General features: G+C 58.6%; 22 protein-coding genes and 2 pseudogenes. 22 read left to right on the top strand and 2 right to left on the bottom strand.

Annotated features, from left to right (window positions below; all coding sequences use genetic code 11):
- The first annotated feature begins 52 nt into the window (after positions 1–52).
- On the top strand, positions 53–1,189 hold the full coding sequence (locus ACP7CJ_RS14775) for an ATP-binding protein (RefSeq protein ID WP_426100787.1): 1,137 nt from the start codon (positions 53–55) through the stop codon (positions 1,187–1,189).
- Positions 1,190–1,595: 406 nt separating this feature from the next.
- Complete coding sequence (locus tag ACP7CJ_RS14770) at positions 1,596–1,811, top strand: hypothetical protein (RefSeq protein WP_426100789.1); 216 nt, start codon at positions 1,596–1,598, stop codon at positions 1,809–1,811.
- 476 nt (positions 1,812–2,287) lie between these two features.
- Here ACP7CJ_RS14770 and soxR read toward each other — a convergent pair whose 3' ends face one another.
- Positions 2,288–2,749, bottom strand: coding sequence for a redox-sensitive transcriptional activator SoxR (gene soxR, locus ACP7CJ_RS14765; protein ID WP_426100791.1), 462 nt, complete (start codon positions 2,747–2,749; stop codon positions 2,288–2,290).
- 113 nt (positions 2,750–2,862) lie between these two features.
- Here soxR and ACP7CJ_RS14760 point away from each other — a divergent pair, with 113 nt between their 5' ends.
- From ACP7CJ_RS14760 to ACP7CJ_RS14740, 5 genes are all read left to right on the top strand, one after another.
- Positions 2,863–4,362, top strand: coding sequence for an MFS transporter (locus ACP7CJ_RS14760; protein WP_426100793.1), 1,500 nt, complete (start codon positions 2,863–2,865; stop codon positions 4,360–4,362).
- Between the two features lie 554 nt (positions 4,363–4,916).
- Positions 4,917–5,075 carry a hypothetical protein gene (locus tag ACP7CJ_RS14755; RefSeq protein ID WP_426100795.1) on the top strand — a complete coding sequence of 53 codons (159 nt, stop codon included), beginning with the start codon at positions 4,917–4,919 and terminating at the stop codon, positions 5,073–5,075.
- A 407-nt stretch (positions 5,076–5,482) separates the two neighbouring features.
- Entirely contained in the window at positions 5,483–5,683 is a 201-nt protein-coding gene (locus ACP7CJ_RS14750) for a hypothetical protein (protein ID WP_308934754.1), read from the top strand.
- Between the two features lie 328 nt (positions 5,684–6,011).
- Positions 6,012–7,166: a Fic family protein gene (locus tag ACP7CJ_RS14745; protein ID WP_426100797.1), complete on the top strand. Its 1,155-nt coding sequence runs from the start codon at positions 6,012–6,014 to the stop codon at positions 7,164–7,166.
- A gap of 871 nt (positions 7,167–8,037) precedes the next feature.
- Positions 8,038–8,667: a LysE family translocator gene (locus ACP7CJ_RS14740; RefSeq protein ID WP_276196387.1), complete on the top strand. Its 630-nt coding sequence runs from the start codon at positions 8,038–8,040 to the stop codon at positions 8,665–8,667.
- 240 nt (positions 8,668–8,907) lie between these two features.
- On the opposite strand, the gene ACP7CJ_RS14735 is transcribed toward ACP7CJ_RS14740, so the two are convergent.
- The gene (locus ACP7CJ_RS14735) at positions 8,908–9,795 is read right to left on the bottom strand and encodes a LysR family transcriptional regulator (RefSeq protein WP_276197895.1); all 888 of its coding nucleotides are present in this window, start codon (positions 9,793–9,795) and stop codon (positions 8,908–8,910) included.
- Positions 9,796–9,900: 105 nt separating this feature from the next.
- Between ACP7CJ_RS14735 and ACP7CJ_RS14730 the strand changes: the two genes are divergently transcribed.
- The 15 genes and pseudogenes from ACP7CJ_RS14730 to ACP7CJ_RS14660 all read left to right on the top strand — a co-directional run bounded on the left by ACP7CJ_RS14730 (position 9,901) and on the right by ACP7CJ_RS14660 (position 26,434).
- On the top strand, positions 9,901–11,268 hold the full coding sequence (locus ACP7CJ_RS14730; RefSeq protein WP_276196386.1) for an MFS transporter: 1,368 nt from the start codon (positions 9,901–9,903) through the stop codon (positions 11,266–11,268).
- On the top strand, positions 11,249–11,659 hold the full coding sequence (locus tag ACP7CJ_RS14725; RefSeq protein ID WP_247404272.1) for a DUF4440 domain-containing protein: 411 nt from the start codon (positions 11,249–11,251) through the stop codon (positions 11,657–11,659). Before ACP7CJ_RS14730 ends, ACP7CJ_RS14725 begins: the two co-directional genes overlap by 20 nt.
- A 7-nt stretch (positions 11,660–11,666) precedes the next feature.
- Positions 11,667–12,614 carry a flavin reductase family protein gene (locus ACP7CJ_RS14720; protein WP_276196385.1) on the top strand — a complete coding sequence of 316 codons (948 nt, stop codon included), beginning with the start codon at positions 11,667–11,669 and terminating at the stop codon, positions 12,612–12,614.
- A gap of 40 nt (positions 12,615–12,654) precedes the next feature.
- A pseudogene (locus ACP7CJ_RS14715) lies at positions 12,655–12,966 on the top strand (Rieske 2Fe-2S domain-containing protein); the annotation flags it as partial.
- A 226-nt stretch (positions 12,967–13,192) separates the two neighbouring features.
- A complete protein-coding gene (gene mtr / locus ACP7CJ_RS14710) occupies positions 13,193–14,386 on the top strand; it encodes a tryptophan permease (RefSeq protein WP_426100799.1) in 1,194 nt (397 codons plus the stop codon).
- Positions 14,387–14,851: 465 nt separating this feature from the next.
- Positions 14,852–15,868, top strand: a pseudogene (locus ACP7CJ_RS14705) (cache domain-containing protein); the annotation flags it as partial.
- A 63-nt stretch (positions 15,869–15,931) separates the two neighbouring features.
- Entirely contained in the window at positions 15,932–16,726 is a 795-nt protein-coding gene (locus ACP7CJ_RS14700) for a methyl-accepting chemotaxis protein (RefSeq protein WP_426244295.1), read from the top strand.
- A 448-nt stretch (positions 16,727–17,174) separates the two neighbouring features.
- Complete coding sequence (gene ssuD, locus ACP7CJ_RS14695) at positions 17,175–18,320, top strand: FMNH2-dependent alkanesulfonate monooxygenase (protein ID WP_276196379.1); 1,146 nt, start codon at positions 17,175–17,177, stop codon at positions 18,318–18,320.
- Positions 18,317–19,162: an amidohydrolase family protein gene (locus ACP7CJ_RS14690; RefSeq protein WP_426100801.1), complete on the top strand. Its 846-nt coding sequence runs from the start codon at positions 18,317–18,319 to the stop codon at positions 19,160–19,162. Before ssuD ends, ACP7CJ_RS14690 begins: the two co-directional genes overlap by 4 nt.
- Positions 19,163–19,241: 79 nt before the next feature.
- Entirely contained in the window at positions 19,242–20,414 is a 1,173-nt protein-coding gene (locus ACP7CJ_RS14685) for an acyl-CoA dehydrogenase family protein (RefSeq protein ID WP_426100803.1), read from the top strand.
- Positions 20,415–20,629: 215 nt separating this feature from the next.
- Complete coding sequence (locus ACP7CJ_RS14680; RefSeq protein ID WP_276196376.1) at positions 20,630–22,057, top strand: LLM class flavin-dependent oxidoreductase; 1,428 nt, start codon at positions 20,630–20,632, stop codon at positions 22,055–22,057.
- A 31-nt stretch (positions 22,058–22,088) separates the two neighbouring features.
- Complete coding sequence (locus tag ACP7CJ_RS14675; RefSeq protein ID WP_426100805.1) at positions 22,089–23,339, top strand: acyl-CoA dehydrogenase family protein; 1,251 nt, start codon at positions 22,089–22,091, stop codon at positions 23,337–23,339.
- A gap of 192 nt (positions 23,340–23,531) precedes the next feature.
- On the top strand, positions 23,532–24,311 hold the full coding sequence (locus tag ACP7CJ_RS14670; RefSeq protein WP_276197893.1) for a PhzF family phenazine biosynthesis protein: 780 nt from the start codon (positions 23,532–23,534) through the stop codon (positions 24,309–24,311).
- Positions 24,312–24,347: 36 nt separating this feature from the next.
- A complete protein-coding gene (gene ggt / locus ACP7CJ_RS14665; RefSeq protein ID WP_276196374.1) occupies positions 24,348–26,177 on the top strand; it encodes a gamma-glutamyltransferase in 1,830 nt (609 codons plus the stop codon).
- A 77-nt stretch (positions 26,178–26,254) separates the two neighbouring features.
- Entirely contained in the window at positions 26,255–26,434 is a 180-nt protein-coding gene (locus tag ACP7CJ_RS14660; RefSeq protein ID WP_276196373.1) for a hypothetical protein, read from the top strand.
- Positions 26,435–26,451: the final 17 nt, after the last annotated feature.

Here is a 26,451-nt window from a genome sequence, read left to right as displayed (position 1 = left end):
CAGCCTCGCGTTCCTGCTGGCACCTGCCTCGCCTCCAATTAGGATCACCGACATGCGCCTGCCCGATTTCATTCTAGAGAACCTTGAGCCGATTCTGCAGGCTTGGGAAGATTTCGCCAGAACCATTGAGACGCCAGGCGCAGACCTCGATAGTGAGGCTTTGCGAGATCATGCTGAACAGATGTTGCGGGCAATAGTAAGTGACCTGAGAACAAAGCAGACGAAGCGAGAGCAAGCTGCCAAGTCTCAAGGCCAAGCCCCTTTAGATGATGAAGAAACCGCAGCTGAAATTCATGCAATGACGCGGTTAATGGCCGGGTTCACGATTGATCAAATGGTGTCGGAATATCGAGCACTGAGAACGAGCGTCGTCAGTCAGTGGATGAGGCAAGTTAAGGACGGCACGCCGATTAATGTCGACGACATGACCCGCTTCCACGAGGCCATCGATCAGGCTCTCGCAGAATCCGTCGCCAGCTACTCCCGCGCGGTTGAGGCGTCACGAAACGTGTTTTTAGGCATTCTGGGCCACGATCTGCGCACCCCCCTTGGGGCGATCTTGCTGGGTGCCGACGTGTTGAGGCGCTTAGAAGGGACCGGTGCCAGGGCAACCAAAGTTGCCAATCAGATATATACAAGCGTGCGTCGAGCCAGCCAAATTGTTGGAGATCTCCTTGATTTGACACGTTGCCAGATGGGGCCAGGCATACCTGTCAAACCGGCGAATATAGATCTTTCGCCCCTTTGCGAACGAGTCGTCGAAGAAATCCGAGCGTTTCATCCTGAGGCAATGATCTTGTTCAAAGCGAAAGCTCCAGTTCAAGGGCAGTTTGACGGTGCCAGAGTGGAGCAAGTCTTCTCGAACATAATTAGCAACGCTGTACAGCACGGAGATAATCAACTCCCTATCACGGTGGAGTTAGAGACCTCTGAGGGCTGCGCTATTTTCACCGTCCTTAACGATGGCGAGCCCATACCAGAGGACGTACTCCCGTTTATATTTAACCCTCTGGGGCGTTTCTCTCAGAGAGCTGCAATTGATCACGGACCGACGGAGGGGCTGGGGCTCGGCCTGTTCATCGCCTCAGAGATCGTGGCGTCACATAACGGCTCAATCGATGTCAGCTCTGACTCAGATCAAGGGACACTTTTTGTCGTGAGGCTTCCCATTGCCAATGGCATAACCTAACACCCCTTCCGGCAGCGATATTTTCCAGCAGGCTTTGGGGCCCGCCAACTTCCTCTTGGACTAACTTTTGCTAACAGGCCGCGAGCGTTGTCATCTGCTCCAGACCGATCCGATGTCAACATTTGTCAACATCGCGCCAGGTCCCGCACTCGATCCGATGTCAGGTTTTGTCACGTTCTGGTGCGCGCTCGATGACGGGTTTTGATAGGCCGCTGGCGCTGACCTAACGGCAGAAATCGGCTAAAAACGGTCACTCACTATCTAAGAAGTCCGAGCCAATTCAGTCTGTTCAAATCAGACCGAATAGAAACTCAGAGGCTCAATGAACCTTTGCCTTTGGGAGCCTGTCATTAGTGAAATGGGCGCGACCCGGTATCTCCGGCTAGACCTGTCGAAAGGTGAGTGTATGGCCGACATAGATGATTTTAGGTTTAGATCCCACGAGCTACTGGTTGAGCTTGATGCTGCCACTACCAAAATGATGATGATGGTGGTCTCGAAAAAAATTTCCGGGCCAGATTGGGATGACGCAGCTAAAAAGCATCAGGAAGCATACGAGGCTTGGATCTCTTTTCTTAACCCCGTTGCCCTCCTTCAGACGACCATCGTTAGCTCGTATTAAGTGGCCGGAACTTTCCCGAAGAACGAGGCTGGGCGCTACTAGGTGTTTTTTAATGCCTCTGTCGTTTCGGCAAGAATCGCCCCGGGGATATCTCCATGTCAGCTTTGGGTCGAAGCCTGCCAGTATCCACTCCGGTATCCAAGGTTTGAGGCTGCTCCGCCGCGGATACCACTCGCGTTGGATCGCACGCCAAACTAACCTTAAGATTGGTTTACAGGCCGCAGGGTTAGGGAGATATAAGTGACAGCTATCCGCCGATTCTGTTGAAAAAGTCGGTTTGTCCAAAACGCTCGGAAACTGATGGGTAAAAGCACCGATTTTGCGTGCTGCTACGTGAAATCCGAGTCGTGAACCTTCTGCCCAAAACACAGATTTCAATCTCGGGCGCGAACTTTTCTGCCGTGAAAACCGAAGCCGACTTTTTCAACAGAATCCGCCAAAAGTGGTCGCTCACCGTCGACAAAACCGAAAACGATTCAATGTTCTGGCGTGGTGTCTTTCTCAAGCAACACGGCACCGTCTCCGAGCAGACTTAAACGATCACCTGGATTGCGAAGCGGACAGTCGTCCATAGAAAGACACCCGCAACCGATACAGCCGTCAAGCTGGTCGCGAAGCTGGGTGAGGCTTCGAATCCTCTCAGTCAGCGTATCCCTCCAGATCGTGGAGAGATGCGTCCAGTCCTTTGCCGTCAGCGGTCGTCCGGATGGAAGCTCATCGAGCGCAGCCTTGATGGTCGCCAACGGAATGCCTGCGAGCTTTGCGACTTTGATGATGGCAATACGCCGGAGAGTATCGCGGGCATAACGACGCTGATTTCCCGCGCTCCGCATCCCCTGAATAAGGCCTTTCGCCTCGTAGAAGTGGACGGTCGCAATTGTGACACCGCATCGGCGGGCTAACTCTCCTACCGATAGAGGCACGCGCACATCAATCATGGATTTTTAACCCCTCTTGACCTCATCTATACATGAGGTTTTATAACGAGTGTCGACTTGCCTTAGCAAGCCCTCATGCGCTGTCGCGTGAGACATCTCGAAGTGGAGCTAACATGGACAAGCGTCACATTCCCTCTGATCAACATTCGCACGTCGAGCAACAGGCGGGTTGGGCCACCCTGCTGTCTGGCTCGAATGGACTACGCTCGCTCGCACTAGCAGGTGGCGTGATCCTCCACGCCGTCAACGTCTACATTGCCACCACGATTCTGCCGTCGGTGGTCGAGGATATCGGCGGCATCGACTATTACGCCTGGAATACCACGCTGTTCGTCGCGGCTTCTATCCTAGGTTCGGCGCTGTCTGCAAGGTTGCTTATCAGCGCGGGGCCACGCGGTGCGTACATCATTGCCGCCTTGGTGTTTGCGATCGGGACTTTAATCTGCGCGTTTGCCCCATCAATGCCTGTAATGCTCACGGGCCGTGTTGTCCAGGGACTAGGGGGTGGTTTTCTGTTCGCACTCTCCTACGCCATGATCCGGCTGGTTTTCAGTGAAGCCTTATGGCCGCGCGCAATGGCGCTGGTCTCCGGCATGTGGGGAGTAGCAACGCTAACCGGGCCTGCTGTAGGTGGCATTTTCGCTGAGCTCGGCGTATGGCGTGCGGCGTTCTGGTCGCTCATCCCAGTCGCCGCGCTGTTCGCCCTGTTGGCAATGGCCGTGCTGCCGAAACGCAACGCCGACAGGACTGAGCACTCCTCGCTTCCAATCGCCCAGCTCATTCTGCTGACGGCGGCGGTTCTCGCCGTTTCGGCCGGCAGCGTCTCGCCAACCCTCTCCTGGAACATTATCGGCCTGGCCACCGCCACCATCCTGACGGGCCTGCTGATAACCACGGAAAACCGGGCCCGACATAGGCTGCTACCAGCCGGTGCGTTCAGAATCACAACGGCACTGGGAGCGCTATATGCAACCATGTCGCTGCTTGCGGTCGCAGTGACCAGTGGAGAAATATTCGTGCCGCTGTTCCTTCAAGTCCTCCACCATCAGTCTCCGCTCGTCGCAGGTTATCTCGCAGCGCTCATGGCCGCTGGATGGACGCTGGGGTCAATCGCAAGCTCTGGGGTAAGCGGCAAAGGCATAAAGTGCGCGATCCTCGCCGGACCAATCCTTGGAGCGGCCGGCATGGTGGCGCTTACCGTTTTGATGCGAACGGAAAGCGATGGTGGTTGGATGTCGCTCACACCAATCTGCATTGGACTGATCGCCATCGGATTGGGTGTGGGGCTAGCCTGGCCACATCTGCTGACCCGGGTGTTTCAAGTCGCGTCGGCTGGCGAACAAGATTTGGCTGCCGCGTCTATTACAACCGTACAGTTGTTCGCCACCGCACTTGGCGCCGCTTTGGCCGGAATGGTCGCGAACGTTGCCGGACTAAGTGATCCTGGAGGTATCGCCGGCACGTCGAGCGCGGCTGCCTGGCTATTTGGAGTATTCGCGCTCGCGCCGATCATCGGCGTCTTCACTGCCCTGCGCGTGGTCCGATTTCACTCGAAAAATGGAGAGAGTCACAAGGCTTCACGCAACCGTTCACGCAGTGATATCACGAGCTGAGGGCGCACGAAGGCCCGTAACCTAGGTACGCTAATTGCGCACAGCAAGTACGCAGTTCGTTACGCACGGTTGGTACGCATTCAGGGTGCGTACCGGCAACAGGTTCGCACTTCTGGTTCGCCCCCTCTTACGCGAACCTGGTGCGAACCCGGCCAGCGGTTACCACGGGAAGTTACCAATGTAAGCGGTTTCCAGGCGATGGTTTCCACTGTGGTTTCCAGCGTTTTGCAGTGGTTTCCACTGGCAACCTGGCCAGGCCCAGACCAAACCCAGACGCGGGGTCGATTGGCCGGCACGCACGATCGCGCCAGCATTGAGTGTTGAAATCAACTCACCGTGTAGATCCCACCACGCTGGCGCCGGCATTTACTTTGACCACACTTTGACGGAACGCGAGACAGGCATCAGACCAAAACCACGCCGGGTGGGCGTCTGAGGCTTGCTCCATGCGGGGGCCGTCAAAGAACAGGACTTTGCCGTCTCATACCCCTGACAGACCCCAGACAGTTTTCCAGGCACCGGTGCTACGCTTCCTCGAAACACGGAGAGCCACCATGACGGACACCAAATTGATCGCCAGCCTGTTCGACCGCCTCAATCAAAACCAACTCGCCCTGGGCGCCGCGGTGGAGGAGCTTTCCAACTGGGTCGAGCAGCGCGGATCGCGCGGACATTGCCAACAACGTGCGCGGCGCTCTCGAAACGCTCGATGAGAACCTGGTGTTCATTCGCCAGGGAATTGCTGAGCTGACCGTCGCCGGGAGCCTGGGGCAGTAGTGACGCACGCCAAGATTCTGGACAGGCTCTAGACGGATTTTCGCCGACAGACCACGGGCAAATTGTCCGCAGCCCAAGCAATACGCCGCCGCCAGCGTTAAAGGTTGCGTGCTGGTGCTTGATGCTCGTCAAGTATTTTCCGAGGCGTCCAGCGACCTGACAGCAGGTCGGAGCAGGTGGTGAACGAGTTATTCACCCTGGAGCGGAAACCGGTCGGCTCGCCAGCTTGGCCAACCCCCGGATTCCAGGTAGCGGCTCACGTTCCGCTGGTAACATCTGCAGGTCATCTGCTGGCCCCGCTTCATTCCGGCGCCAGCATCAACCGCGCACCGAGGATAGAGCCGTGTCCGTTATTGACTGTGATTATCTACCCGCCGACAAAGTGGTGTTTCCGCCGGAGCTGGCGCTGCTGATCGTCAGGAAGGCCAGCGCGATGGCGGCAGCATTCGAGGAGCAAGCGCTCGACCAGCTCACCAAGGACGCCCGGCGTGCCCTTTCGCAGGGAACTGAGCCAAGGCGCGTAATCAGGGAAATGCGCTTGTAGGCGGAAAAGGGAACTGCCGGAACCTCGGTAGTTTTTCAAGTACCTGCCATACCGGAATGGGAGGTCAGCCATTGCTGTCTGCCTTGAAGGCTGACGCCGATCGCGACGCTCAGAGGCGTCATCATCCCGACGTGCTGAAAGCGCGTCCTAGCCGTAGAAACCCCGCTAACTACCAAGGTTTCTCACTTAATCATTACTCATTTTTGAGTTAGCTTAAGGCTGAATTCCAGATAATGTTTAGCGTATGCTAAGCGCATACCGTTAATTACGGTGGTCTCCCTGGGTTTTTTCAAGATAACTTTTCGGCCGGTTTGAGATATTTTTCTATATGCCTACGTTTACCCACCACGACCTTGAGCTTCTCAATCCCTCCTTCGACTCGGACCTAGTCGATGTACTGAGCGAGCTGGAGCATCTGCGTCGTCTAAGGCTTGAAGGCGATACGCCGCCGCAGGTGTTCTACCAACTCAAGTCGCTTTTCCATGCGCTGGAAAGCCTCGGCTCTGCGCGGATAGAAGGCAACCACACTACTTTGGCGGACTACATAGATAGCAAGGTAGAAGGTAAGGCCCAGGACACTGATCAGTTGCGCGAGGTTGCCAATATTGAAAAGGCAATGGATTACATTGAGCAGATCATGACGCCGGGCGCTGCGCTTACCGAGCAGACGATTCGCGAGCTACACGCGATGACCGTAGACGATCTGGTTCGTGAAGGCGACAAAACGCCAGGAGCCTATCGCAGCGGGGGTGTCAGAATATCCCAGTCTGATCACCTACCACCCGATTTCATCCAGGTTCAGGCTTATATGCAGGAACTTGTCGAATTCGTGAATCACGAAGACTCCCCGAAATATGACCTCATGAAGGTCGCACTCGCTCACCATAGATTTGGATGGATACATCCATTCGGCAATGGCAATGGTCGCGTGGTCAGGCTGCTGACCTACGCACTCCTGATGAAATATGGTTTCAACGTCAGCACAGGAGGCCGCGTCCTAAATCCTACGGCCGTATTCTGTAATGATCGTGAGCGCTATTACGCAATGCTGGCCACCGCCGACAAAGGAACGAAGGAAGGACTAGAGGAGTGGTGTACATATGTGCTGGAAGGCATTCGTACTGAGCTGGAGAAAGTCGATCGTCTCACGGACTACGCATATCTGACCAAATGCATACTCGTCCCTGCTGTGGCCTTCGCACGGGAGCGAGAATGGATCACTGAGACGGAAGAGGCAGTGCTGTCGGCCGCAATAAAATTGAAGGTCGTAAAATCTGCTGATGTAGCTGCCGTACTCCCTCAGCAGTCGAGCAATCAACGGACTTACCTGATCAAAAAACTGGTAGACCAAGGGATGCTTTTACCGCTAAGCGCAGGCGCGAGGCTGTACACAATCGGATTTTCTAACAATTATCTAATTCGAGGTGTGATCAAGTCACTCAGGGAGCAAGGGTTCATACCTGAGCAGCTAGAAAAACCATAAGCATCGATTTAAAGAAACAGTGAGCGGAAATAGCCCCTCCCTATACCACTTGAGGCTGGCGCAACTTGATGACCACTACCCTGATCCGGGGTGGTGCTGGCACGGGGAAATGGCAAGAATGCCTCTGTGTGGTCGAACTGCCACACGGCGCCAGCACCCTCGCCGCAAAAGTGTGGCGATGGCTCCTCAAAAGTGAGGAACGAGATAATCGGGCCACTTATGGACTGATCCATCAAAGGAGTGGTGGTGACCACACCTTTGCACTTGGGCGAGTTTGTCACGATGACGTTACCGTTCGTCGGGGATAGAGCGACGAACCAAGACGGCTTTTTCAGCCAGCGTGAAACGGGCCAAAAACACCCCAGCAGACAGCGCCGTGTATCCCCAGGTGTATCCCTTAAAAATACGAATAACCAAATAACGAATTAAAGCAGCAACTTACGTTACCAGTTCAAATGTCTGTGTACTACAGCAGTCTATAAATCACATCAAGAAGCCCGCGTCGTGCGGGCTTTCTTGTTTCTGGCTGTTCACCTCTGTCTACCCCTATCCGGCCATGCTTCAAAAATAACTGCGATCACTGCTGAGGTGGGCAATTGCGCGGACTTGCCCACCCATTTGCATTCGACCGGACCAGTCATTTGCATCGGATTTGACCAGCACGATTCGTGGGCATGACCGGCTGAGAACGACCCAAAGCTGACATTGGCGAAAGGCAGATATCGGCCAGGAGCGAACATCAAGTGCCTACAAATTCAGAGCCGCTTCACTCCGCACCAGACTGTTCCGCCCAAATCCCCCCGCCGCTGTACCTGCTCCTACCTAAACATTACCGGTTAGCATGACTCCTCATCCAAGGAGGTATTGCGCTATGCCAGACGCTACTAATCTCTACCTATTCATTGTTGCCGCCTTACTGCTGCTTATAGTGCCAGGCCCCAACATGGCAATCGTCACCAGCCACGCAGTCGCTCACGGCTGGCGAGCCGGCCTCGCGGCAGCACTCGGCATAACCCTGGCCGATTTGCTGATGACCGTCCTGGTTAGCGCGGGTCTAGGGGCGCTGGTGATGAGTTGGGCACCGGCGTTCGACTTGTTGCGGTGGGCAGGCGCTTGTTATCTGATGGGGTTGGCTTGGCAAGCATTGAAGGCTCCCCCTTCGGATACTGACACTCAACCTACACAGGCTTCATTGCGGAAAATCCTGGCCCGAGCCACGCTCAACAGCCTGTTAAACCCAAAGGCGCTGTTGTTCTTCATGGTATTCCTACCGCAATTCGTCACCGTCGGCACCAGCAGCGTCACGTTGCAGTTGATGTTCTTAGGTGTGCTGCTTGCGCTGATCGCCTTGGTGTTTCATTCCCTACTCGGATTTTGCGCCGGACGGCTTCATGCGCGCCTGCGCAACGGCTTGATCCCCAAACGCCTAGGCGCTTATGGCTTCGCTGCGGTAATGGCCGCTCTGGCAGCTCGCTTGGTCTTTCTAAACCGGCCGGTTTAAAGGCTCCAAGCCCGTCCGACGTCACATTTGTCAACATCGCGCCAGGCCCGCGCACTCGGTCCGATGTTAGGTTTTGCGAGGTTATGGTGTGCGCTCGATGACGGGTTTTAACAGGTTGCTGGCGCTGACCAAACAGCAGAAATCGGCCAAATAGCAGACATTGGGTTTGCTCAGTCAAGACGAGTATCCGGTTAAACGAAAGCCCCTGGATCTCTCGATTCAGGGGCTTTTATTGGGTGCTTACTGCGCCAGATGCAGCAACAGGAAATCGATGAATGCCCTCGATTTGTGGGGCAAATGCGGGCTGTTGGGAAACACCACGTTGACCGACTGCGAGGGCAGCGAATAGTCGGGCAACAACCGGATTAGCCGCTCGCTGGCGATATCGTCCTTGATTACCCAGGCGGGCAGCACCGAGACGCCTAGCGACGCCAACGCCATGGAGCGAATGGCCGTGGAAGAGTTGGATTCAAACTGATTAATCCCGTTGATCTCGACAGTCCCCAAGTGCGGATGGCTCAACGTCCACTGGGTCGGTGCCTGCAGGTTGCTGTTGGCGATCCACGGCACCGTATTCAGGTCCTGAGGATTCTGCACCGGGTGACGTGCAAGAAACGTTTCGGTAGCCACCAGGACAATTTCATAATCTGCCAGTTTACGGCTCTTGAAAGCCGAGTCCGCCAAATTGCCTAAACGGATTACCAGATCTAACTTTTCTGCCACCAGATCATTGAGTGACGAGTTGAAATTATAACAGATTTTTATTTCCGGATAGCGTTCTATAAATTGCGGTATCAACGGAAGAATATAGGCCTCGCCGTATTCACTGGTGGAACTGAAACGCAACTTTCCGGACACCCGATTATGCCCTTTTAATACATTATCGAAGGCATTATCGATGTCCGCGACAATACCTTTGAATTCTTCATAAAAGTCATGACCGATTTCGGTGAGGGATATATTTCGGGTATTTCTAATCAACAGCGTCGCTGACAGCACGTCCTCCAGCGCCTTGACATGCAGGCTGGCCATGGCCTTACTGATGCTCAGGTAATTGGCAGCCTTGGTGTAAGAACCAAAATCGACCACGGCCAGGAATGTCTGGACCCGATTAAGATGAGTGTGCATAGAAATATGGCTCACTGTTAAATCCTGTCAAACATTGTTTCAAGGATAGTCGTATCGACAGTTCAAGTCCACCGCCCCTATGCTTTACGGCAAAGGGGAAACAACATGACCTATCGCTACAAAGTTGCACTGATATTTCTGATCGGCTTTTTTATAGACTGCATTAATATCTTTATGTCGGCGGTCGCATTACCGAGTATATCGGCAGCGCTGCACGTTAGTACCTCAGACGTTGCCTGGGTGGCTAACGCTTATATTTTGGGGCTGACGCTGATCATTCCGGTCAGCACCTGGTTGGCCGGTCGTTTTGGCAGTCGGGAAATCCTCACCACCTCGATGATCGTGTTTACAGCCTCCGTGTGGATGTGTGGGCTGGCCGACAGTTTCAACGAGCTGGTGATCTGGCGCTTCGTCCAGGGGATTGGCGGCGGCCTGTTGATTCCTGTCGGACAGGCACTGACGTTTAACCTGTTCAAGGGCGAGCAGCGGGCAAAAATATCCACGTTGGTCATGGCCGTTGCCCTGATTGCGCCCGCCATTTCACCGACCATCGGCGGCGGCATCGTCGACAGCAGCTCCTGGCGCTGGGTGTTCTACAGCAACATCCCGTTCTCACTGATTGCGGCATTGCTGTCATGGTTCTGGATCAACGAAGCGCGACCGACGACTTTGCCCAGGCCCGACATCAAGGGCTTGCTGCTGGTCAGCGCCGCACTCGGCAGCCTATTGATGGGCATGTCGTTGTATGGCGGCGACGCTCCGGCATGGGTGGCCGCCCTCTTCGTCATGGCCGGCGTTACGTTCGTCGTGCTGTACGGGGTGCACTACCGCACCTGCAAAAATCCGATCATTGAACTGAGCCTGCTCAAAAGCAAAAAACTCAGCACCTCCATCTTTATCTATTACGCAATTCCCGGGGTGTTCACGGGGGTCAACTTGATGAGCATCTTCTTCCTGCAAAACACCCTGCACTTCAGCGCCCGACTGACAGGGATGTTCATGATCCTCTACGCCATCGGCGCATTCATCGCGATGCTGATCTGTGGCCGGGTCTATAACCGGATGGGCGCCAAGCGGCTGTTTGCCCTCGGCATGCTCTTGCACAGCGCCGGCATCGCCACCCTGTTACTGGTGAACGATCCCTCAGACTATCTGGTGATCGTCATCGCCTACAGCTTGATGGGGATCGGCGGCGGCATCGGTGCCAACACAGCACAAACCACGTCGCTGATGGACTTCGAGGGCAATGACACCCACAAGGCCAGTGTCATCTGGAACATCAACCGACAGATGTCATTCAGCATCGGCGCTGCCCTCTTCCTGATGGTTTTCAACCTGCTCTTGAAGCATTTCGATACCACCCAGGCCTACCACGTGACCTTTGCCATCGCCGCGCTGGTGGGCCTGTTCCCACTCTTTCAACTGAGTCAGTTGAACACTCAAAAGGACTGTCATGCACAACAAAATAGTTGAACAGGCGCACCACAGCATTCATCACGTGCACGAGCTGATCCACACCCTGTTCACCGACGCAAACGGTAAGGGGCAGGCCACGCTTGAACCACTGATATCGGCCTTTGCCGAGCAGTTCACCATGGTCACCACCTCGGCAGCCATTGTCAGCCGGGCGACAGTCGAACAGATGTTTAAAGGTGCAGTCGGCGCCAAGCCAGGCCTGGAGATCGTCATCAGCGATCTGCATACGGTCTGGCAGGAGGGCAACAGCGTGGCGATTCGCTACAAGGAAACCCATCGCCTCGGCCAGCGCGAAAGCTCACGGGTTTCGGTGGCGATCATTGGCATGCATCACCACAACGCCCAATGGATCTACCTGCATGAAACGCCGCTAAGCCAGGAAAGCTGACTCTCGTATGAACTACACAATCACTGATTGCCGAATGCTCTCGGCCTCTATCAAAGAAATCACCGTCAGCCCGCTAGCAACGGGGTGTGCGGTGCCGGCAGCGGGCGCACATTTCAAATGGTTCATCCCCGAGTTGAATGAATGGCGGCACTACTCGGCGGTACAGCTGGCAGACCGCACTACGCAGCAAGGCAGCGTCGTCTTTGCCATCCGGCTCACTGCCGACTCGGTCAGCAGTCGCTACATTCGTTCGCTGGCCGTCAACGACACCGTACAGCTCAATGGCCCGTTCAATACGTTCACCTACCCGCTCACTGAAGACGTCGGCAGGGACATTGCGATTGCCGGCGGCATCGGTATTACGCCGCTGACCGGGATCCTTCAACACCTGACGTCATTGAATCGAAGCGCCCACCTACACTATTTCGTTAGGAGCGACGATGACGCGGCCTATGCCTTGCCAATGCAGGCACTGCTGCAGGAACGCTTGCACCTGCACTTCTCCAATCGGCCCGAGGGCCGTCGCTCTGTCAGCCAGGTGCTGGCCGATCTGGCACCACATGACCGGCTCTACGTCTGCGGCCCGCAATCGATGCTCAACGAAGTATTTTGCCATGCCGAGGCCAATGGCCTGGCGCGCGAGCGCATCCATTTTGAAATCTTCAATGTGGTCCGTGAAGACGATGCGTCGGCCTTTGTGATTGACGCCGTCGAGTCGGGGGTCAGCGTCAACGTTAATTCCGATCAATCCTTACTCGAGGCGCTCGAGGCGGCCGGCCTGGACCCGCTCTATGACTGCCGGCGCGGTGAGTGCGGCGTCTGCGCAATAGAGGTCGTCGAGGGCGAAGTCGATCATCGCGATTTCATCATGAGCGAACAAGAAGCCGCCTGTAGCACAACGATTTATCCCTGCGTCTCGCGGGCCAAAAGCCAACGCCTGAAGCTGGCGATCTAACGAGGACAACCGTTTGGACAATTACTTCAACGGCAGAGAAGTGCACAAATCGCTCTTCCTTCATCAACAGATCTTTGAACAAGAACAACACAGCGTCTTCGCCGCCAGTTGGTGCTACGTGGGGCACGACAGTCTGATCCCGCAGCCTGGTGACTTTTTCACCACCGACATTGCCCAACAACCCTTGGCAATGGTCCGGCAAAAAAATGGCGAGATTATTGTCTTGCATAACCGCTGCCCGCACAAAGGCGTAAAAGTGTTGGCCGAGCCTCGCGGTAACGTCGGCCGTTTCATCCGCTGCCCTTACCATGCGTGGACATTCAAGACCGATGGCGAACTGTTGAGTATTCCGGTGAAGAAGGAATACGACGATTGCGACCTCAGCACGTGCTCTGCCCACAGAGGCATGCAAGCCGTCGCGGCGGTGGAGAATTATCGCGGTTTTGTGTTTGTCCGCCTCCAGGCGGAAGGCATCGATTTCAACACGTTTTTCGGCGAGTCATTATCGACACTGGACAACATGGTGCTGCGCTCCCCCCGTTGCACTCGAACGGTCGCCCTCGGTGCTCGGCGGCGCCATGATGATCGGTGGCACCATTGTCGGCGCAGGCATGTTTTCGCTGCCGGTCGTCATGTCCGGCCTGTGGTTCTATGGCTCCGTCGCGGTCCTATTGTTTGCCTGGTTCTGCACCTTGCATTCCGGGTTGATGATTCTTGAGGCCAACCTCAACTATCGTCCGGGTGCCAGTTTTTCAACGATCACCAAAGACCTGTTGGGTCATCGCTGGAATGTGTTGAACGGCTTGAGCATCGTCTTTGTCCTGTACACGCTGACCTACGCCTACATCTCGGCCAGTGGTTCAGTGATTCATCACAGCGCCCAGTCATTGGGCGTGAATCTATCGGCGCGGGCCGGGGGCCTGTATTTCACCCTAACGGTATCGGTCATTGTGTGGCTGAGCACGGCAGCGGTGAGCCGGGTGACCACGGTGATTTTCGGTGCAAAAATCTTCGCGTTTTTCCTGACCTTCGGCGGGTTGCTCGATCATGTGCAACCGGCGACGCTGCTCAATCGCAACGCAACGGACAGCCACTACCTCCCTTACCTGCTGATGACCCTGCCCTTCTGCCTGACGTCCTTCGGCTTTCACGGCAACGTGCCCAGCCTGATGAAACACTTCGGCAAAGATCCGCAGCGTATCCGGGCCTGCCTGGTCAGCGGCACCCTCATCGCGCTAGGTCTCTATGTCGTCTGGATAGTGTGCAGCATGGGGAACATTCCCCGGGACGGGTTCAAAGATATCGCTCAGCGTGGCGGGAATATCGACGTACTGATCAGCGCGTTAGGGGCCATGCTCAACAGCGCGAAAATCGACGTGTTCCTCAGCCTTTTTTCCAACTTCGCCGTCGCCTGCTCCTTTCTTGGTGTGACTCTGGGGCTGTTCGATTATCTGGCCGACGTACTGGGGTTTGACGACAGTCCGCGAGGTCGCCTGAAAACCGCAGGTACCACCTTCCTGCCGCCCATGCTCTGCGGGCTGTTGTGGCCCGAAGGGTTTATCCATGCAATCGGTTTCGCCGGTCTGGCGGCGACCCTCTGGGCCGTGATTACCCCTGCATTGCTGGCCAGCGCATCACGTAAACGCTTTGGCAGCCCGCGGTATCGCGTGTGGGGCGGCCACCCCATGATTGCCCTGGTGCTGTTTTTCGGCGTGATCAGTGCGGCTTCACATGTGCTGTTTTCCTTGGGCCTGTTGCCGGTCTGGCGTTAGCGGCCCTGAACACCATTTGGTTTTCCGAACGCGACCTGTCGGTCGATTCGGTTAACCTGATTACTCATTGTGAAAAATCACGCCATAAATATTTAATCTCATTAAAAATCAATAAGACAACCACATATACAACGTCAATTACGCCTTGACCATAGACGAGATGGAACCCGGGACCATTTCTGTCGCCGTGCCGTGCCGCTACGCGAACGCAGCGGAAAAGTGGTGGCTGCGATCAGCTTCGCCTCCAACCGTTCACGGCGTACCCCCGTGGACCTCACCAATAACGTGCTGCCTCATTTGCAGGCACTGGCACGGCAAATGGAATCGACCACCGGCAGTTATCGGGACCAGGGACAACTCAACCCTCCAGCGCGACGACCAACCCCTTCACACCTCAAGGTTTACCGGGCGACGGCCGATACCCTTGGACAGTCCACGCAAAAGACCTAGCGAACTCAATACGCCATGAATAGAAGCCTTCGTTTCAGTCACAAAATTCTGTTGGCCGTGTCGCTGATTGTGATGCTCGCCTTCACCCTATTCACGTTGTACAACGACTATTTACAGCGCAATGCAACTCGCGTCAGCCTGGAAAACTATTTGACTGAAATGGGTGACTCTACCTCCACCAATATTCGTAACCTGCTGGAGGGGCGGATTAATTTGGTGAGGAATCTGGCGCAGAACATTGCCAGGGAGCCTGCCAATGCCGAGACGCTGATGGATGAGAGCGTCCTGACCTCAAGTTTTCTCACCGACTACCTAGGCAAGGTCGACGGCAGTTTCAGTATTCGTCCGAACACCAAGATGCCCGATGGCTATGACCCGCGCTCCCGCCCTTGGTACAAGGACGGTATGAACGCCAACGGCGCCATACTGACTGAGCCTTATATTGATCTGGCCACCAACAAGATGGTCATTAGTGTCATCAGCAAGGTTTCCAGCAGCATCGGTGTGGTCGGCGGTGACCTGGCGTTGGATGGCCTGGTGGAACTCATCAACTCGTTGAACTTTGGCGGCATGGGCTATGCCTTCCTGGTCAACGATCAGGGCAAGATACTGGTGCATCCGGACAAAGCGCTGGTCATGAAGTCGCTTTCGGATTTGTACCCTGCACACACACCGAAACTTTCCGGCGAGCTGACCGAGGTCCAGTTCAACGGGCAAGCCCGCTTGCTGAGCTTCGCACCGATCAAAGGTCTACCTTCCGTCAACTGGTACATCGGTCTCTCAATCGATAAAGACAAGGCTTACGCGACGCTGAGCCAATTCCGCTATTCGGCGGTGATTGCCACCATCGTTGCGGTGATCCTCATCATCGTCCTGCTGAGTTTACTGATCCGCATACTGCTGCAACCGCTGCACATTATGACCCGCGCAATGGAGGACATTGCCCAAGGCGAAGGTGACCTCACCAAACGCCTGGTCATCCACACGCAAGACGAGTTCGGCACCCTGGGCAATGCGTTCAACGATTTTGTCGAACGTATCCACACCTCGATCCGAGAAGTCTCCTCAGCGACCGAGCACGTCAACGAAGTGGCCATGCGCGTGGTCAGCGCCTCCAACTCATCGATGCTCAACTCCGACGAACAGGCCAGCCGTACCAACAGCGTCGCCGCTGCCATCAACGAACTCGGTGCCGCTGCTCAGGAAATAGCCCGTAATGCCGCTCAGGCCTCGCAACAGGCCAGCGACGCGCGGGGTCTGGCCGAGCAGGGTCAGCAAGTGGTCGAGCGCAACATCAGCGCAATGCATCAGCTGTCGGAAATGCTCAGCGCGTCGAGTACGAATATCGAATCGCTGAACAGCAAAACGGTGAATATCGGTCAGATCCTTGAGGTGATCACCAGCATCTCCCAGCAAACCAACCTGCTCGCGCTCAACGCCGCCATCGAGGCCGCACGGGCCGGGGAAGCCGGACGCGGGTTTGCGGTAGTGGCCGATGAAGTGCGCAACCTGGCGCATCGCACCCAGGAGTCGGCACAACAAGTGCAAACGATGATCGAGGAGCTGCAAGTCGGCGCCCGGGATTCGGTCAGCACCATGAGCGACAGCCAGCGCCATAGCCAAGACAGCATGGAAATCGCCAACCAGGTCGGCGAGCGCTTGAACAGCGTGACCCAACGCATCGGCGAGATCGATGGCATGAACCAGTCGGTCGCCACCGCCACCGAGGAGCAGACCTCGGTGGTGGAGTCGATCAACATGGACATTACCGAGATCAACACGCTCAATCAGGAAGGCGTGGAAAACCTGCAATCGACCCTGCGCGCCTGCGCCGACCTGGAACAGCAGGCGGCACGGCTGAAGCATCTGGTGGGCAGTTTCCGCATCTGACCTATTCCAGGCACCGATCCATAGACGTTCACAGCCGCCTATGAATCCCCAAGAAGCCCGCCTCGTGCGGGCTTTCTTGTTTCTGCGATTCCACTCTGTGGCGGGAATGGATGGCGCGGTTACAGCATGCGCAAATCCAGCGGGTAAAGCCTGTTGCCCAGCGAACACTTCTGTCTTTGCGCACAACTGTTTGCCAGGCAACAGCGTTTCAACACTTGCCCTCTTCCAGCGACACTCATCGCCGCACACAAACCAATCATTACCTTATAAATCAATAACTTAATGAATTGGTACGATGCTTGCTCTCTTAGAACTATCGGCCACAGCCACAGACTTGTTCCAACAAGCGCCTCTATAGAGCCGTGCCGGCCCTGCGTTGCACAACCTGCTGCCGTCTTACCTTACCCAAGGCAGCGGGCTTCTTATTTTTGCAGCGAGGAGCGTGTTGATGAGTCTTGATATCTTTTGGTTTCTGCCCACGTCCGGCGACACCCGTTATCTGGGCCGATCCGACAGCGGCCGCCCGGCCACCAACAAATACATGCAGCAAATCGCGGTAGCCGCCGAGAGCCTGGGCTATGACGGGGTGTTGATTCCCACCGGCAGCAGTTGCCTGGACCCGTGGATTACCGCCGCCAGCCTGGTCCCGGTCACCCATCGCCTGAAGTTGCTGGTGGCGCTGCGCACCTCGCTGGGCAACCCCACCGCTTCGGCCCGTCAGGCGGCCACACTGGACCAGGCCAGCAACGGCCGCTTGCTGCTCAACGTGGTGCCCGGCGGTGATGCCACCGAGTTGGCCGCCGACGGTATTTTCCTCGACCACGACCAACGCTACGAAGCCGCTGGCGAGTTCCTGAGCGTTTGGCGGCGCTTGCTCAGTGGCGAGGTGGTGGATTTCACCGGCAAGCATGTGCGCGTCGAAGGCGCGCAGAACTTCTTCAACCCCGTGCAGCAACCGCACCCGCCCTTGTATTTTGGCGGGTCGTCCCCGGCCGCCCATGAGCTGGCGGCCCAGCAGGTCGACGCCTACCTGACCTGGGGCGAACCGCCGGCGGCCGTGGCCGCGAAAATCGCCGATGTGCGCGAGCGCGCGAAAAAATATGGGCGCACGCTACATTTCGGCGTGCGCCTGCATGTGATCGTGCGTGAAACCAACGAGCAGGCCTGGGCGGCGGCCGAAGAACTGATCAGCCACCTCGACGACGATGTGATCGCCGACGCGCAAAATAATTACGCCAAGATGGACTCCGAAGGTCAGCGCCGTATGGCCGCCTTGCATGGCGGACAGCGCGACAAGCTCGAGGTCTCGCCCAACCTGTGGGCCGGTGTCGGCCTCGTGCGCGGAGGCGCCGGCACGGCGCTGGTCGGCGACCCTCAGACCGTGGCCAAGCGCCTGCAGGAATATGCCGACCTCGGCGTAGACCGCTTTGTACTGTCCGGCTACCCGCACCTGGAAGAGGCTTTCCGCTTTGCCGAACTGGTGTTCCCGCTGTTGGGCAAACAGCCTGTCACGGTCCGCGACCAAGTACTCACCGGCGGCGCGTTCGATGTGCGGGCCGGCCACACATCGGTCAAGGATGAGGCCACGGCATGAACGTGATTGATATGCGCTGCCGCCCGGCGTACCTGCACGATTTTTTCGGCGCCACCCCAGGCAGCGCCGAGACCGCCACCGCCCGCTGGCTGAACCGGCGGGTGGGCACGCGTGGCGACGACGAGCACTTCGCCCGTTCGCGCACACCCCAGGGGTTTCTCGATGAAGTGCGCGACGCCGGGTTGAGCCGGGCGGTGGTGGTCGGTCGGCACACGCCCGGCCAGCATCTGCCCAACGACCTGATTCACAGCATCGTGCGCGACCACGCCGAATTGCTCGGCATCGCCAGCATCGACCCGGCGTTGCAGGGCATCGACGGCGCGCTGGGCGAAATCGAGCGCGCCATCTCGGGGCTGGGCCTGGCCGGGATCGACCTGGAGCCAGGGTTTGGCGAACCGGCCAGGCAGGCGGATGACCCGCTGTACTGGCCGATCTACGAGCATTTGCAGGCACGCGGCATTCCGCTGTTTCTGATGAGCGGGCCGACCACCCCGGACCCTGCCTTCAACAACCCCGAACACCTGGCCAAGGTCGCCCGGGCGTTCCCGCAGCTGTCGATCGTCTGCTACCACGGCTACTGGCCCAACGTGCAGCAAGCGCTCGGCGTGGCGTTTCGCTACCCGAACATCTACCTGGTGCCGGACATGTACCTGTTCCAGCCCGGCAGCGACGCCTACGTGCAAGCGGCCAACGGCTTTCTGGCAGAACAGTTGCTGTTCGGCTCGTCCTATCCGTTCCGCCCAATTCGTCAATCCATCGAGGATGTCCTGCGCCTGGGTTTCAAACCCGAGGTGCTCGACAACGTCCTCTATGGCAATGCCGCCCGGCTGTTTGGGCTGTAGAACACCTCGCGCTACACCCCGGGACCGGCCGTCATCCAGGGGCGGCCCGGCGCTGTTTTCAACATCAAGGAGTTCCCCTGTGACCACCCCCCACGATCCTGTGCACGTCGCCCGCCGCCTGGCGGCCGACTGGGCCAGTACGGCTGCCGAGCGTGACGAGCGCGGCGGCACGCCCAAACGCGAGCGTGATGCCCTGCGCGACAGCGGCCTGCTGACCCTGAGTATTCCCTGTGAATTCGGCGGCCTCGGCGCCAGTTGGAGCGACACGCTGAACATCGTGCGCGAGTTCGCCAAGGTCGACAGTTCGATGGCCCATGTGTTTGGTTTCCAACACTTGATGCTGGCTACTGTGCGCCTGTTCTCGCGACCCGATCAGTGGCAGCCCTGGCTGGAACAAACCGTCCGCCAGCGCTGGTTCTGGGGCAACGCCCTCAACCCGCTGGACACCCGCACCGTGGCCACGCGTGTCGACGGCGGGCGCGAGTTTACCGGGATGAAGAGCTTTTGCTCCGGCGCCAGCGACTCCGACCGCCTGATTGCCTCGGCGCTGGAGGACAGTGGCGCAGGCAAACTGCTGATCGCCGCCATCCCCACCGACCGCGTCGGCATTACCCTGCTCAACGACTGGAACAATATGGGCCAACGCCAGACCGACAGCGGCAGCGCCCGTTTCGAACGCGTGCGGGTGGCCGAGGATGAACTGCTGCTCGACCCGGGCCCGCTGAGCACGGTGTTTTCCGGGCTGCGACCGCTGTTGGCGCAACTGACGTTCGTCAACCTGTTCCTCGGCATTGCCGAAGGCGCCTTTGAGCAGGCGCAGCACTACACCACCCACGAAGCACGCGTCTGGTTCAAGTCCGAGGTCGAGCGGGCGGTCGACGACCCTTATGTGCTGGCCCACTACGGCGAGTTCTGGGTCGGCCTGGAGGCGGTACGCGCCCTGGCCGAACGGGCCAACGCGTTGTTCGACAAGGCCTGGAACTGCGGCGAACAGCTGCGCGCCGAGGAGCGCGCGAACCTGGCCCTGGCCATCGGCAGCGCCAAGGTCCATGCCACCCGGGTCGGCCTGGACCTGAGTTCGAGGCTGTTTGAGGTCACCGGCGCCCGCGCCACCCACGCCTCGCGGCGCTTTGATCGCTACTGGCGAAACCTGCGAACCCAAACCTTGCACGACCCGGTGGACTACCGCATCCGCGAACTCGGCGAGTGGGCCTTGAAGCAGAAACCGCCGACGCCGAGCTTCTATTCCTGACGCCCGCGATCACGGCCAGGCAGGGTCGGTGTTCGCCAGCGTTCACCCAAACAACAAAGTGTTGCCCCAGTGATAGGCACCCAGCCCAAAAGTCGGCAAAACCCCAGGTATTACAGCCCGTTAGCACTCGGCATGAACTATGCAATTACCTCCTTAAACCACGATTGAACCGCCGTGCGCGCCCCATGAATCAAGACAACTGGAGTTAATCGACTATGGCTTCCCGCATTATCCTCAATGCGTTTGAAATGACCTGCGTGAGTCATCAGGCTGCGGGCACCTGGCGTCACCCTGACAGCCAGGCATGGAAATACAAAGACCTCGATTACTGGGTCGAGTTGGCCAAGCTGCTTGAGCGCGGCTACTTCGACTCGGTGTTTATCGCCGACGTCGTCGGCGTCTATGACATCTATCGCGGCTCGGTGGAAACCTCCCTGCTCGACGCCGACCAGGTGCCGGTCAACGATCCCTTCTTTCAAGTGCCAGCCATGGCCACCGTCACCCAGCACTTGGGCTTTGGCGTGACCTCGGCGCTGACCTATGAACAGCCTTACGCCCTGGCGCGAAAGTTCTCGACCCTCGACCATCTGACCAAGGGCCGCGTGGCGTGGAACGTGGTGACCTCGTACCTCAACAGCGCGGCGGTCAACCTGGGCCTCAAGCAACAGATCTCGCACGACGAACGCTATGACATCGCCGATGAGTTTCTGGACGTGACCTACAAACTGTGGGAAGGCTCCTGGGATGAAGACGCGGTGCTGCGTGACCGTGAGCGCGGGATCTTTACCGACCCGAGCAAAGTCCACCCGATCGGTCACAAGGGCAAATACTACGATGTGCCGGGCATCCATTTGTCCGAACCGTCGCCACAGCGCACCCCGGTTATTTTCCAGGCCGGTGCCTCCAGCCGTGGCCGGGCGTTTGCCGCCAAGCACGCCGAAGGGGTGTTCATCAGCCCGGCCACCGCAGAACAGGCGCGCGAGGTGTCCGATGACATCCGCCACCGCGCCGTGGAAGCGGGCCGTAGCCGTGATTCGGTCAAGGTGTTCACGCTGTTGACGGTGATCACCGCTGAAAGCGATGAAGCCGCGCAAGCCAAATACCGCGACTACCTGAGCTATGCCAATGGCGAAGGCATGTTGTCGTTTTACGGCGGTTGGACCGGCATCGACTTTTCCGAATACGACCCGGACCAACCCCTGGAGGCCATCGACAACGACAGCATCCGCTCGGTGCTGGAACTGCTCGCCACCGCCGACCCCGACCGCAAGTGGACGCCACGCGACATCATCAAACACCGCAGCATCGGCGGCCTGGGCCCGGTGTTGGTGGGCGGCCCGAAAACGGTGGCCGACGAAATGGAGCGCTGGGTGGACGTCGGTGGTATCGACGGCTTCAACCTGGCCTATGCGATCACCCCGGGCACCTTCGAAGACCTCGTCGAGTTCATCGTTCCGGAGCTGCAACGCCGGGGCCGTGTCCGCACGTCCTATGACGGCGCCACCCTGCGTGAAAACCTGCTCGACGGCACTTCGCCGTATGCCGCAGACGACCATCCGGCGGCACGTTATCGCGGTGCATTCAAAACCGGCGCGAACGCCACCGATCACACCAAACCGTCCACATTCTCTGACCTGACTTGACGTTTATCTGCGCTGAAGAGGAATCCATTCCATGTCCAGTTTCGCCACGCTGAACACACTGTCTGTCGGTACTGATTACGACGCGCTCGCCGCACGTTTTCGACCGATCTTTGCGCGTATTGCCGAGGGCGCGGTCGAGCGCGAACGCAGCCGCACGCTGCCGTTCGAACCGATCAAATGGCTCAAGCAAGCCGGGTTCGGCGCCGTGCGTGTGCCGGTCGAATTCGGCGGGCCCGGCGCCTCGCTGCCGCAACTGTTCCAACTGTTGATTGAACTGGCGGCCGCCGACTCCAACGTGACGCAAGCCCTGCGCGGGCATTTTGCGTTTGTCGAAGACCGCCTCAACGCCCAGGCATTCAGCCCGCAGAACGCCTGGTTCGAGCGGTTTGTGGCCGGGGAGCTGGTCGGCAATGCCTGGACCGAAGTCGGCGACGTGAAGATCGGCCAGGTGATTACCCGAATCAGCCGCCAGGGCGAGCAATGGGTCGCCAACGGCACCAAGTTCTACAGCACCGGCAGCCTGTTCGCCGACTGGATCGACCTCTACGCCCAACGGGACGACACCGGTGCCGACGTGATCGCAGCGGTCCGCGTGCAGCAACCGGGTGTGCGGCAAAGCGACGATTGGGATGGCTTCGGTCAGCGCACCACTGGCAGCGGCACTTCCGTGTTTGAAAACGCAGTGGTCGAAGACGACCACCTGATCGACTTCTCCACGCGCTTTAAATACCAAACGGCGTTTTACCAACTGACCCTGCTGGCCGTCCTGGTCGGGTCGGGGCAGGCGGCCGTGCGAGAGGTGGCCCAACAGGTCCGTGTTCGCGCCCGCGTGTTCAGCCATGGCAATGCGCCGGCGGCGCGTGACGATGCGCAGGTGCAGCAGGTGGTCGGCAAGGCCTCGGCGCAGGTCTACACGGCTGAAGCGGCGACCCTGCGCGCCGCACAGGCCTCACAACGCGCCTACGTGGCACACTTCGCCAAGGATGCGCAGGCCGAACGCGAGGCCAATATTGCCGCAGAGCTGGAGTCGGCCCAAGCGCAAGTGGTGATTGCCGATCTGGTGCTTCGCGCCACCAGCGACCTGTTCAACGCCTTGGGCGCATCCGCCGCACGCGCGAGCCTGCAACTCGACCGACACTGGCGCAATGCGCGCACTGCCGCCTCACATAATCCATTGATCTATAAAGAGCGGATCCTCGGTGACTGGGAGATCAATGGCACCGAACCGCCCTACGTGTGGCAGATCGGCGGTGGCAGCCAGCAAAACCACGCGCAGAAATAGCACCAGAGCGTGTAAACCGCGAGCTGAAAATGCCCCGGCCTGTCGGGGCATTTTTCTGAGACACCGAAAAAGCTGCGCCGCACCCTTCCCGGCAGCTTGCATGCGCGCAAAAAAACACGCCTTCTGTATTTTGACGCTCCCCAGAGCCCGCTGTTAGTGTCCAACCTCCCCGCACGCATGGAGTACACCACGGTGAAACTGGACATCTACCAAGTCGACGCCTTCAGCCAACACCCCTTCGGCGGCAACCCTGCAGCGGTGTGCCCACTGACCGAATGGCTGAGCGACGCGCAACTGCAAAACATCGCCGCCGAAAACAACCTGTCCGAAACCGCCTACTTCGTCCCCCGCGACGGTTTTTATGAGCTGCGCTGGTTCACCCCGACCGTCGAAGTCGACCTGTGCGGCCATGCCACGCTCGCGGCGGCGTGGGTGTTGATTCATGCGTTGGCGGATGCGCCTGAGGTGCTGCGGTTTGCAACCCGCAGCGGCGAGCTGCGGGTAACACGCGAGGGCGATGAACTGGCGATGGACTTCCCGGCGAAAGCGCCACAACCGTGCGAGCCGCCTGCCGCAATGTTGAGCGCGCTGGGGATTGAACACGCCGAGGTGTTCGGCACCGATGACTACATTGTGTTGCTCGACGATGAAGCCCAGGTTGCTGCGCTCACGCCGGACTTCGCCCAGCTCAAGGGCCTGCCCAAACGCGGGATTGCGGTGACAGCCAAGAGCACGCGGTTTGATTTCATTTCCCGTTGGTTCGGGCCGAATGTGGGGGTCAATGAAGACCCGGTCACCGGTTCCGCGCATACCTCGCTGGCGCCGTTCTGGGCCGAGCGCCTGGGCAAAACACGCCTGAGCGCCGAGCAAGGCGGTGCGCGCAAAGGCCAGTTGCGCTGTGTCCTCAAGGGCGACCGGGTGATTATTTCCGGCAAGGCCGTGCTGTATATGCAAGGCACGATTTACCTGTAAAAAGCAGTACCCCTAGAACAACAGATCATTCTCAACATGAACGGAGTTCAGCGCGTGTTTTCGATTGCCCGCCGTCAACTGACGGTCATTGCCGCAACCCTGGCCCTTGTGGCCTGCCACACCCCGGTCAACGAACCGCCTCCGGCGCCGGAGTTGGGCTCGGGCTATCGCAGCGACCTCAGCCCGCGCTACGCCGAGCGCCATATGGCGGCGGCCGCCAACCCGCTGGCGGCCGAGGCAGGGCGCGAGATGCTGCGCCAGGGCGGTTCGGCCATCGATGCGGCGATTGCCATGCAGGCGGTGTTGACGCTGGTGGAGCCGCAGTCGTCGGGGATTGGCGGCGGTGCCTTCATCATGCTGTGGGACGGGCACACCGTGCACGCGTATGACGGCCGGGAAACCGCACCGGACGGGGCGACGGAGCGCCTGTTCCTCAAGGCCGACGGTCAGCCGATGGGGTTCACCGCAGCGCAGATCGGCGGGCGCTCGGTGGGTACGCCGGGGGTGTTGCGAGCGCTGGAGATGGCGCACAAGAAGAGCGGGCATCTGCCATGGGCCCGGTTGTTCGAGCCGGCGATTCGTCTGTCGGAACAGGGTTTCGCCATCTCGCCGCGCTTGCACAGCCTGATTGCCGCAGACCGTTTTATCCCACAGTCGCCGGAGATGGCGGCCTACTTTCTGAACGCCGATGGCACGCCCAAAGCCACCGGCACGCGGTTGAAAAACCCGGCACTGGCGGCGGTGTTCAAGCGCATCGCCAAGGAAGGCCCGGACGCGCTGTACCACGGCCCGATTGCCGACGAAATCGCGCGTAAGGTGCAGGGCCACCGCAACGCGGGCAGCCTGTCCCCGGCGGACCTTAAAGCCTACGTGGCCAAAGAACGTGCGCCGCTGTGTAGCGACTACAAGCGCTGGAAAATCTGTGGCATGCCGCCACCGTCGTCGGGCGGGATTGCCATCGCGCAAATCATGGGCACGTTGCAGGCCCTGGAAGCCCGCGACCCGCGCCTGGCCATCGCGCCCATGACGCCGCTAAAGAGCGCCTCGCCCGCTGGCCTTGAGCCCACGCCCGAGGCGGTTCACCTGATCGCCGAAGCCGGCCGCCTGGCCTTTGCCGACCGCGCGTTGTATGTGGCCGATGCGGACTTTGTGCCGGTGCCGGTCGCAGGCCTGGTCGCCCCCGACTACCTGGCCCAGCGCGCCGCCTTGATCGGTGAACGCAGCCTGGGCGTCGCCAAGCCGGGCCAACCAGCGGGCATTCAAGTGGCGTATACCCCGGACCGCTCGCCGCTGCGCATCTCCACCTCGCAAGTGGTGGCGGTGGATGACCAGGGCGGCGCCGTGTCGATGACCACCACGGTGGAGGCCGCGTTCGGCTCCCACGTGATGGTCCAGGGCTTTTTGCTCAACAACCAGATGACCGACTTCTCGTTCATTCCCGAGGAAAACGGCCAGCCGGTGGCCAACCGCGTGCAACCCGGCAAACGCCCGCGCTCAGCCATGGCGCCGACCCTGGTGTTCGACCGCCACAGCGGTGAATTGCTGGCTACGCTGGGGTCGCCGGGCGGTTCGCAGATCATCGAATACGTGAGCAAATCCCTGGTGGCGATGCTCGACTGGCAGCTCGACCCGCAAGCCGCCATCAGCCTACCCAACTTCGGCAGCCGCAATGGCGCAACCGAACTGGAAAGCGGCATGTTCAGCCCGGCGTTGAAACAGGCGCTCAAGGACAAGGGCCATGCACTGAGCGAGATCGAGATGACCAGTGGCATCCAGGCGATCGTTCGCACGCGGGATGCGCAGGGCAAGGTGATGCTGAGCGGCGGTGCCGATCCTCGGCGGGAGGGCGAGGCGTTGGGTGATTGATGCTTACGCTGACGCCAAGGGCGCTACCGAGCATACTCCAGCGCATATCCTGTACAAGATCGCGAAGGACATGAAACATGCCACTCACTGAGAAACAACTGAAGGAACGTGACGCCAAACGCAATATCGGCGAAGAGTTACTGACCGCCATTCAGGAGGTCAAAGCAGGGCTTTACGGCGCAGTACACCCGGTCGAAATCACTCGAGCCGCCGACACTAGAAGTAAGACCGGACGTTTTCCGGGAAGTCCTCAGTAACGCCTAATGGCGTTACT

This window comes from Pseudomonas sp. PSPC3-2 (assembly GCF_049897085.1).
Lineage (GTDB): Bacteria > Pseudomonadota > Gammaproteobacteria > Pseudomonadales > Pseudomonadaceae > Aquipseudomonas > Aquipseudomonas paraveronii.
The sequence above is the reverse complement of the archived record's forward strand: the minus strand, read 5'-3'. Positions and strand labels throughout refer to the sequence as shown.

Coding starts and splice junctions, on each gene's coding strand:
- ACP7CJ_RS14735 (WP_276197895.1), bottom strand. CDS start 9,795: ATGCACACTCATCTTAATCGGGTCCAGACATTCCTGGCCGTGGTCGAT.
- ACP7CJ_RS14770 (WP_426100789.1), top strand. CDS start 1,596: ATGGCCGACATAGATGATTTTAGGTTTAGATCCCACGAGCTACTGGTT.
- ACP7CJ_RS14775 (WP_426100787.1), top strand. CDS start 53: ATGCGCCTGCCCGATTTCATTCTAGAGAACCTTGAGCCGATTCTGCAG.
- ACP7CJ_RS14740 (WP_276196387.1), top strand. CDS start 8,038: ATGCCAGACGCTACTAATCTCTACCTATTCATTGTTGCCGCCTTACTG.
- ACP7CJ_RS14720 (WP_276196385.1), top strand. CDS start 11,667: ATGAACTACACAATCACTGATTGCCGAATGCTCTCGGCCTCTATCAAA.
- ACP7CJ_RS14730 (WP_276196386.1), top strand. CDS start 9,901: ATGACCTATCGCTACAAAGTTGCACTGATATTTCTGATCGGCTTTTTT.
- ACP7CJ_RS14680 (WP_276196376.1), top strand. CDS start 20,630: ATGGCTTCCCGCATTATCCTCAATGCGTTTGAAATGACCTGCGTGAGT.
- ACP7CJ_RS14760 (WP_426100793.1), top strand. CDS start 2,863: ATGGACAAGCGTCACATTCCCTCTGATCAACATTCGCACGTCGAGCAA.
- ggt (WP_276196374.1), top strand. CDS start 24,348: ATGAACGGAGTTCAGCGCGTGTTTTCGATTGCCCGCCGTCAACTGACG.
- mtr (WP_426100799.1), top strand. CDS start 13,193: ATGATGATCGGTGGCACCATTGTCGGCGCAGGCATGTTTTCGCTGCCG.
- ACP7CJ_RS14690 (WP_426100801.1), top strand. CDS start 18,317: ATGAACGTGATTGATATGCGCTGCCGCCCGGCGTACCTGCACGATTTT.
- soxR (WP_426100791.1), bottom strand. CDS start 2,749: ATGATTGATGTGCGCGTGCCTCTATCGGTAGGAGAGTTAGCCCGCCGA.
- ACP7CJ_RS14725 (WP_247404272.1), top strand. CDS start 11,249: ATGCACAACAAAATAGTTGAACAGGCGCACCACAGCATTCATCACGTG.
- ssuD (WP_276196379.1), top strand. CDS start 17,175: ATGAGTCTTGATATCTTTTGGTTTCTGCCCACGTCCGGCGACACCCGT.
- ACP7CJ_RS14700 (WP_426244295.1), top strand. CDS start 15,932: ATGCGCGTGGTCAGCGCCTCCAACTCATCGATGCTCAACTCCGACGAA.
- ACP7CJ_RS14745 (WP_426100797.1), top strand. CDS start 6,012: ATGCCTACGTTTACCCACCACGACCTTGAGCTTCTCAATCCCTCCTTC.
- ACP7CJ_RS14755 (WP_426100795.1), top strand. CDS start 4,917: ATGACGGACACCAAATTGATCGCCAGCCTGTTCGACCGCCTCAATCAA.
- ACP7CJ_RS14660 (WP_276196373.1), top strand. CDS start 26,255: ATGCCACTCACTGAGAAACAACTGAAGGAACGTGACGCCAAACGCAAT.
- ACP7CJ_RS14675 (WP_426100805.1), top strand. CDS start 22,089: ATGTCCAGTTTCGCCACGCTGAACACACTGTCTGTCGGTACTGATTAC.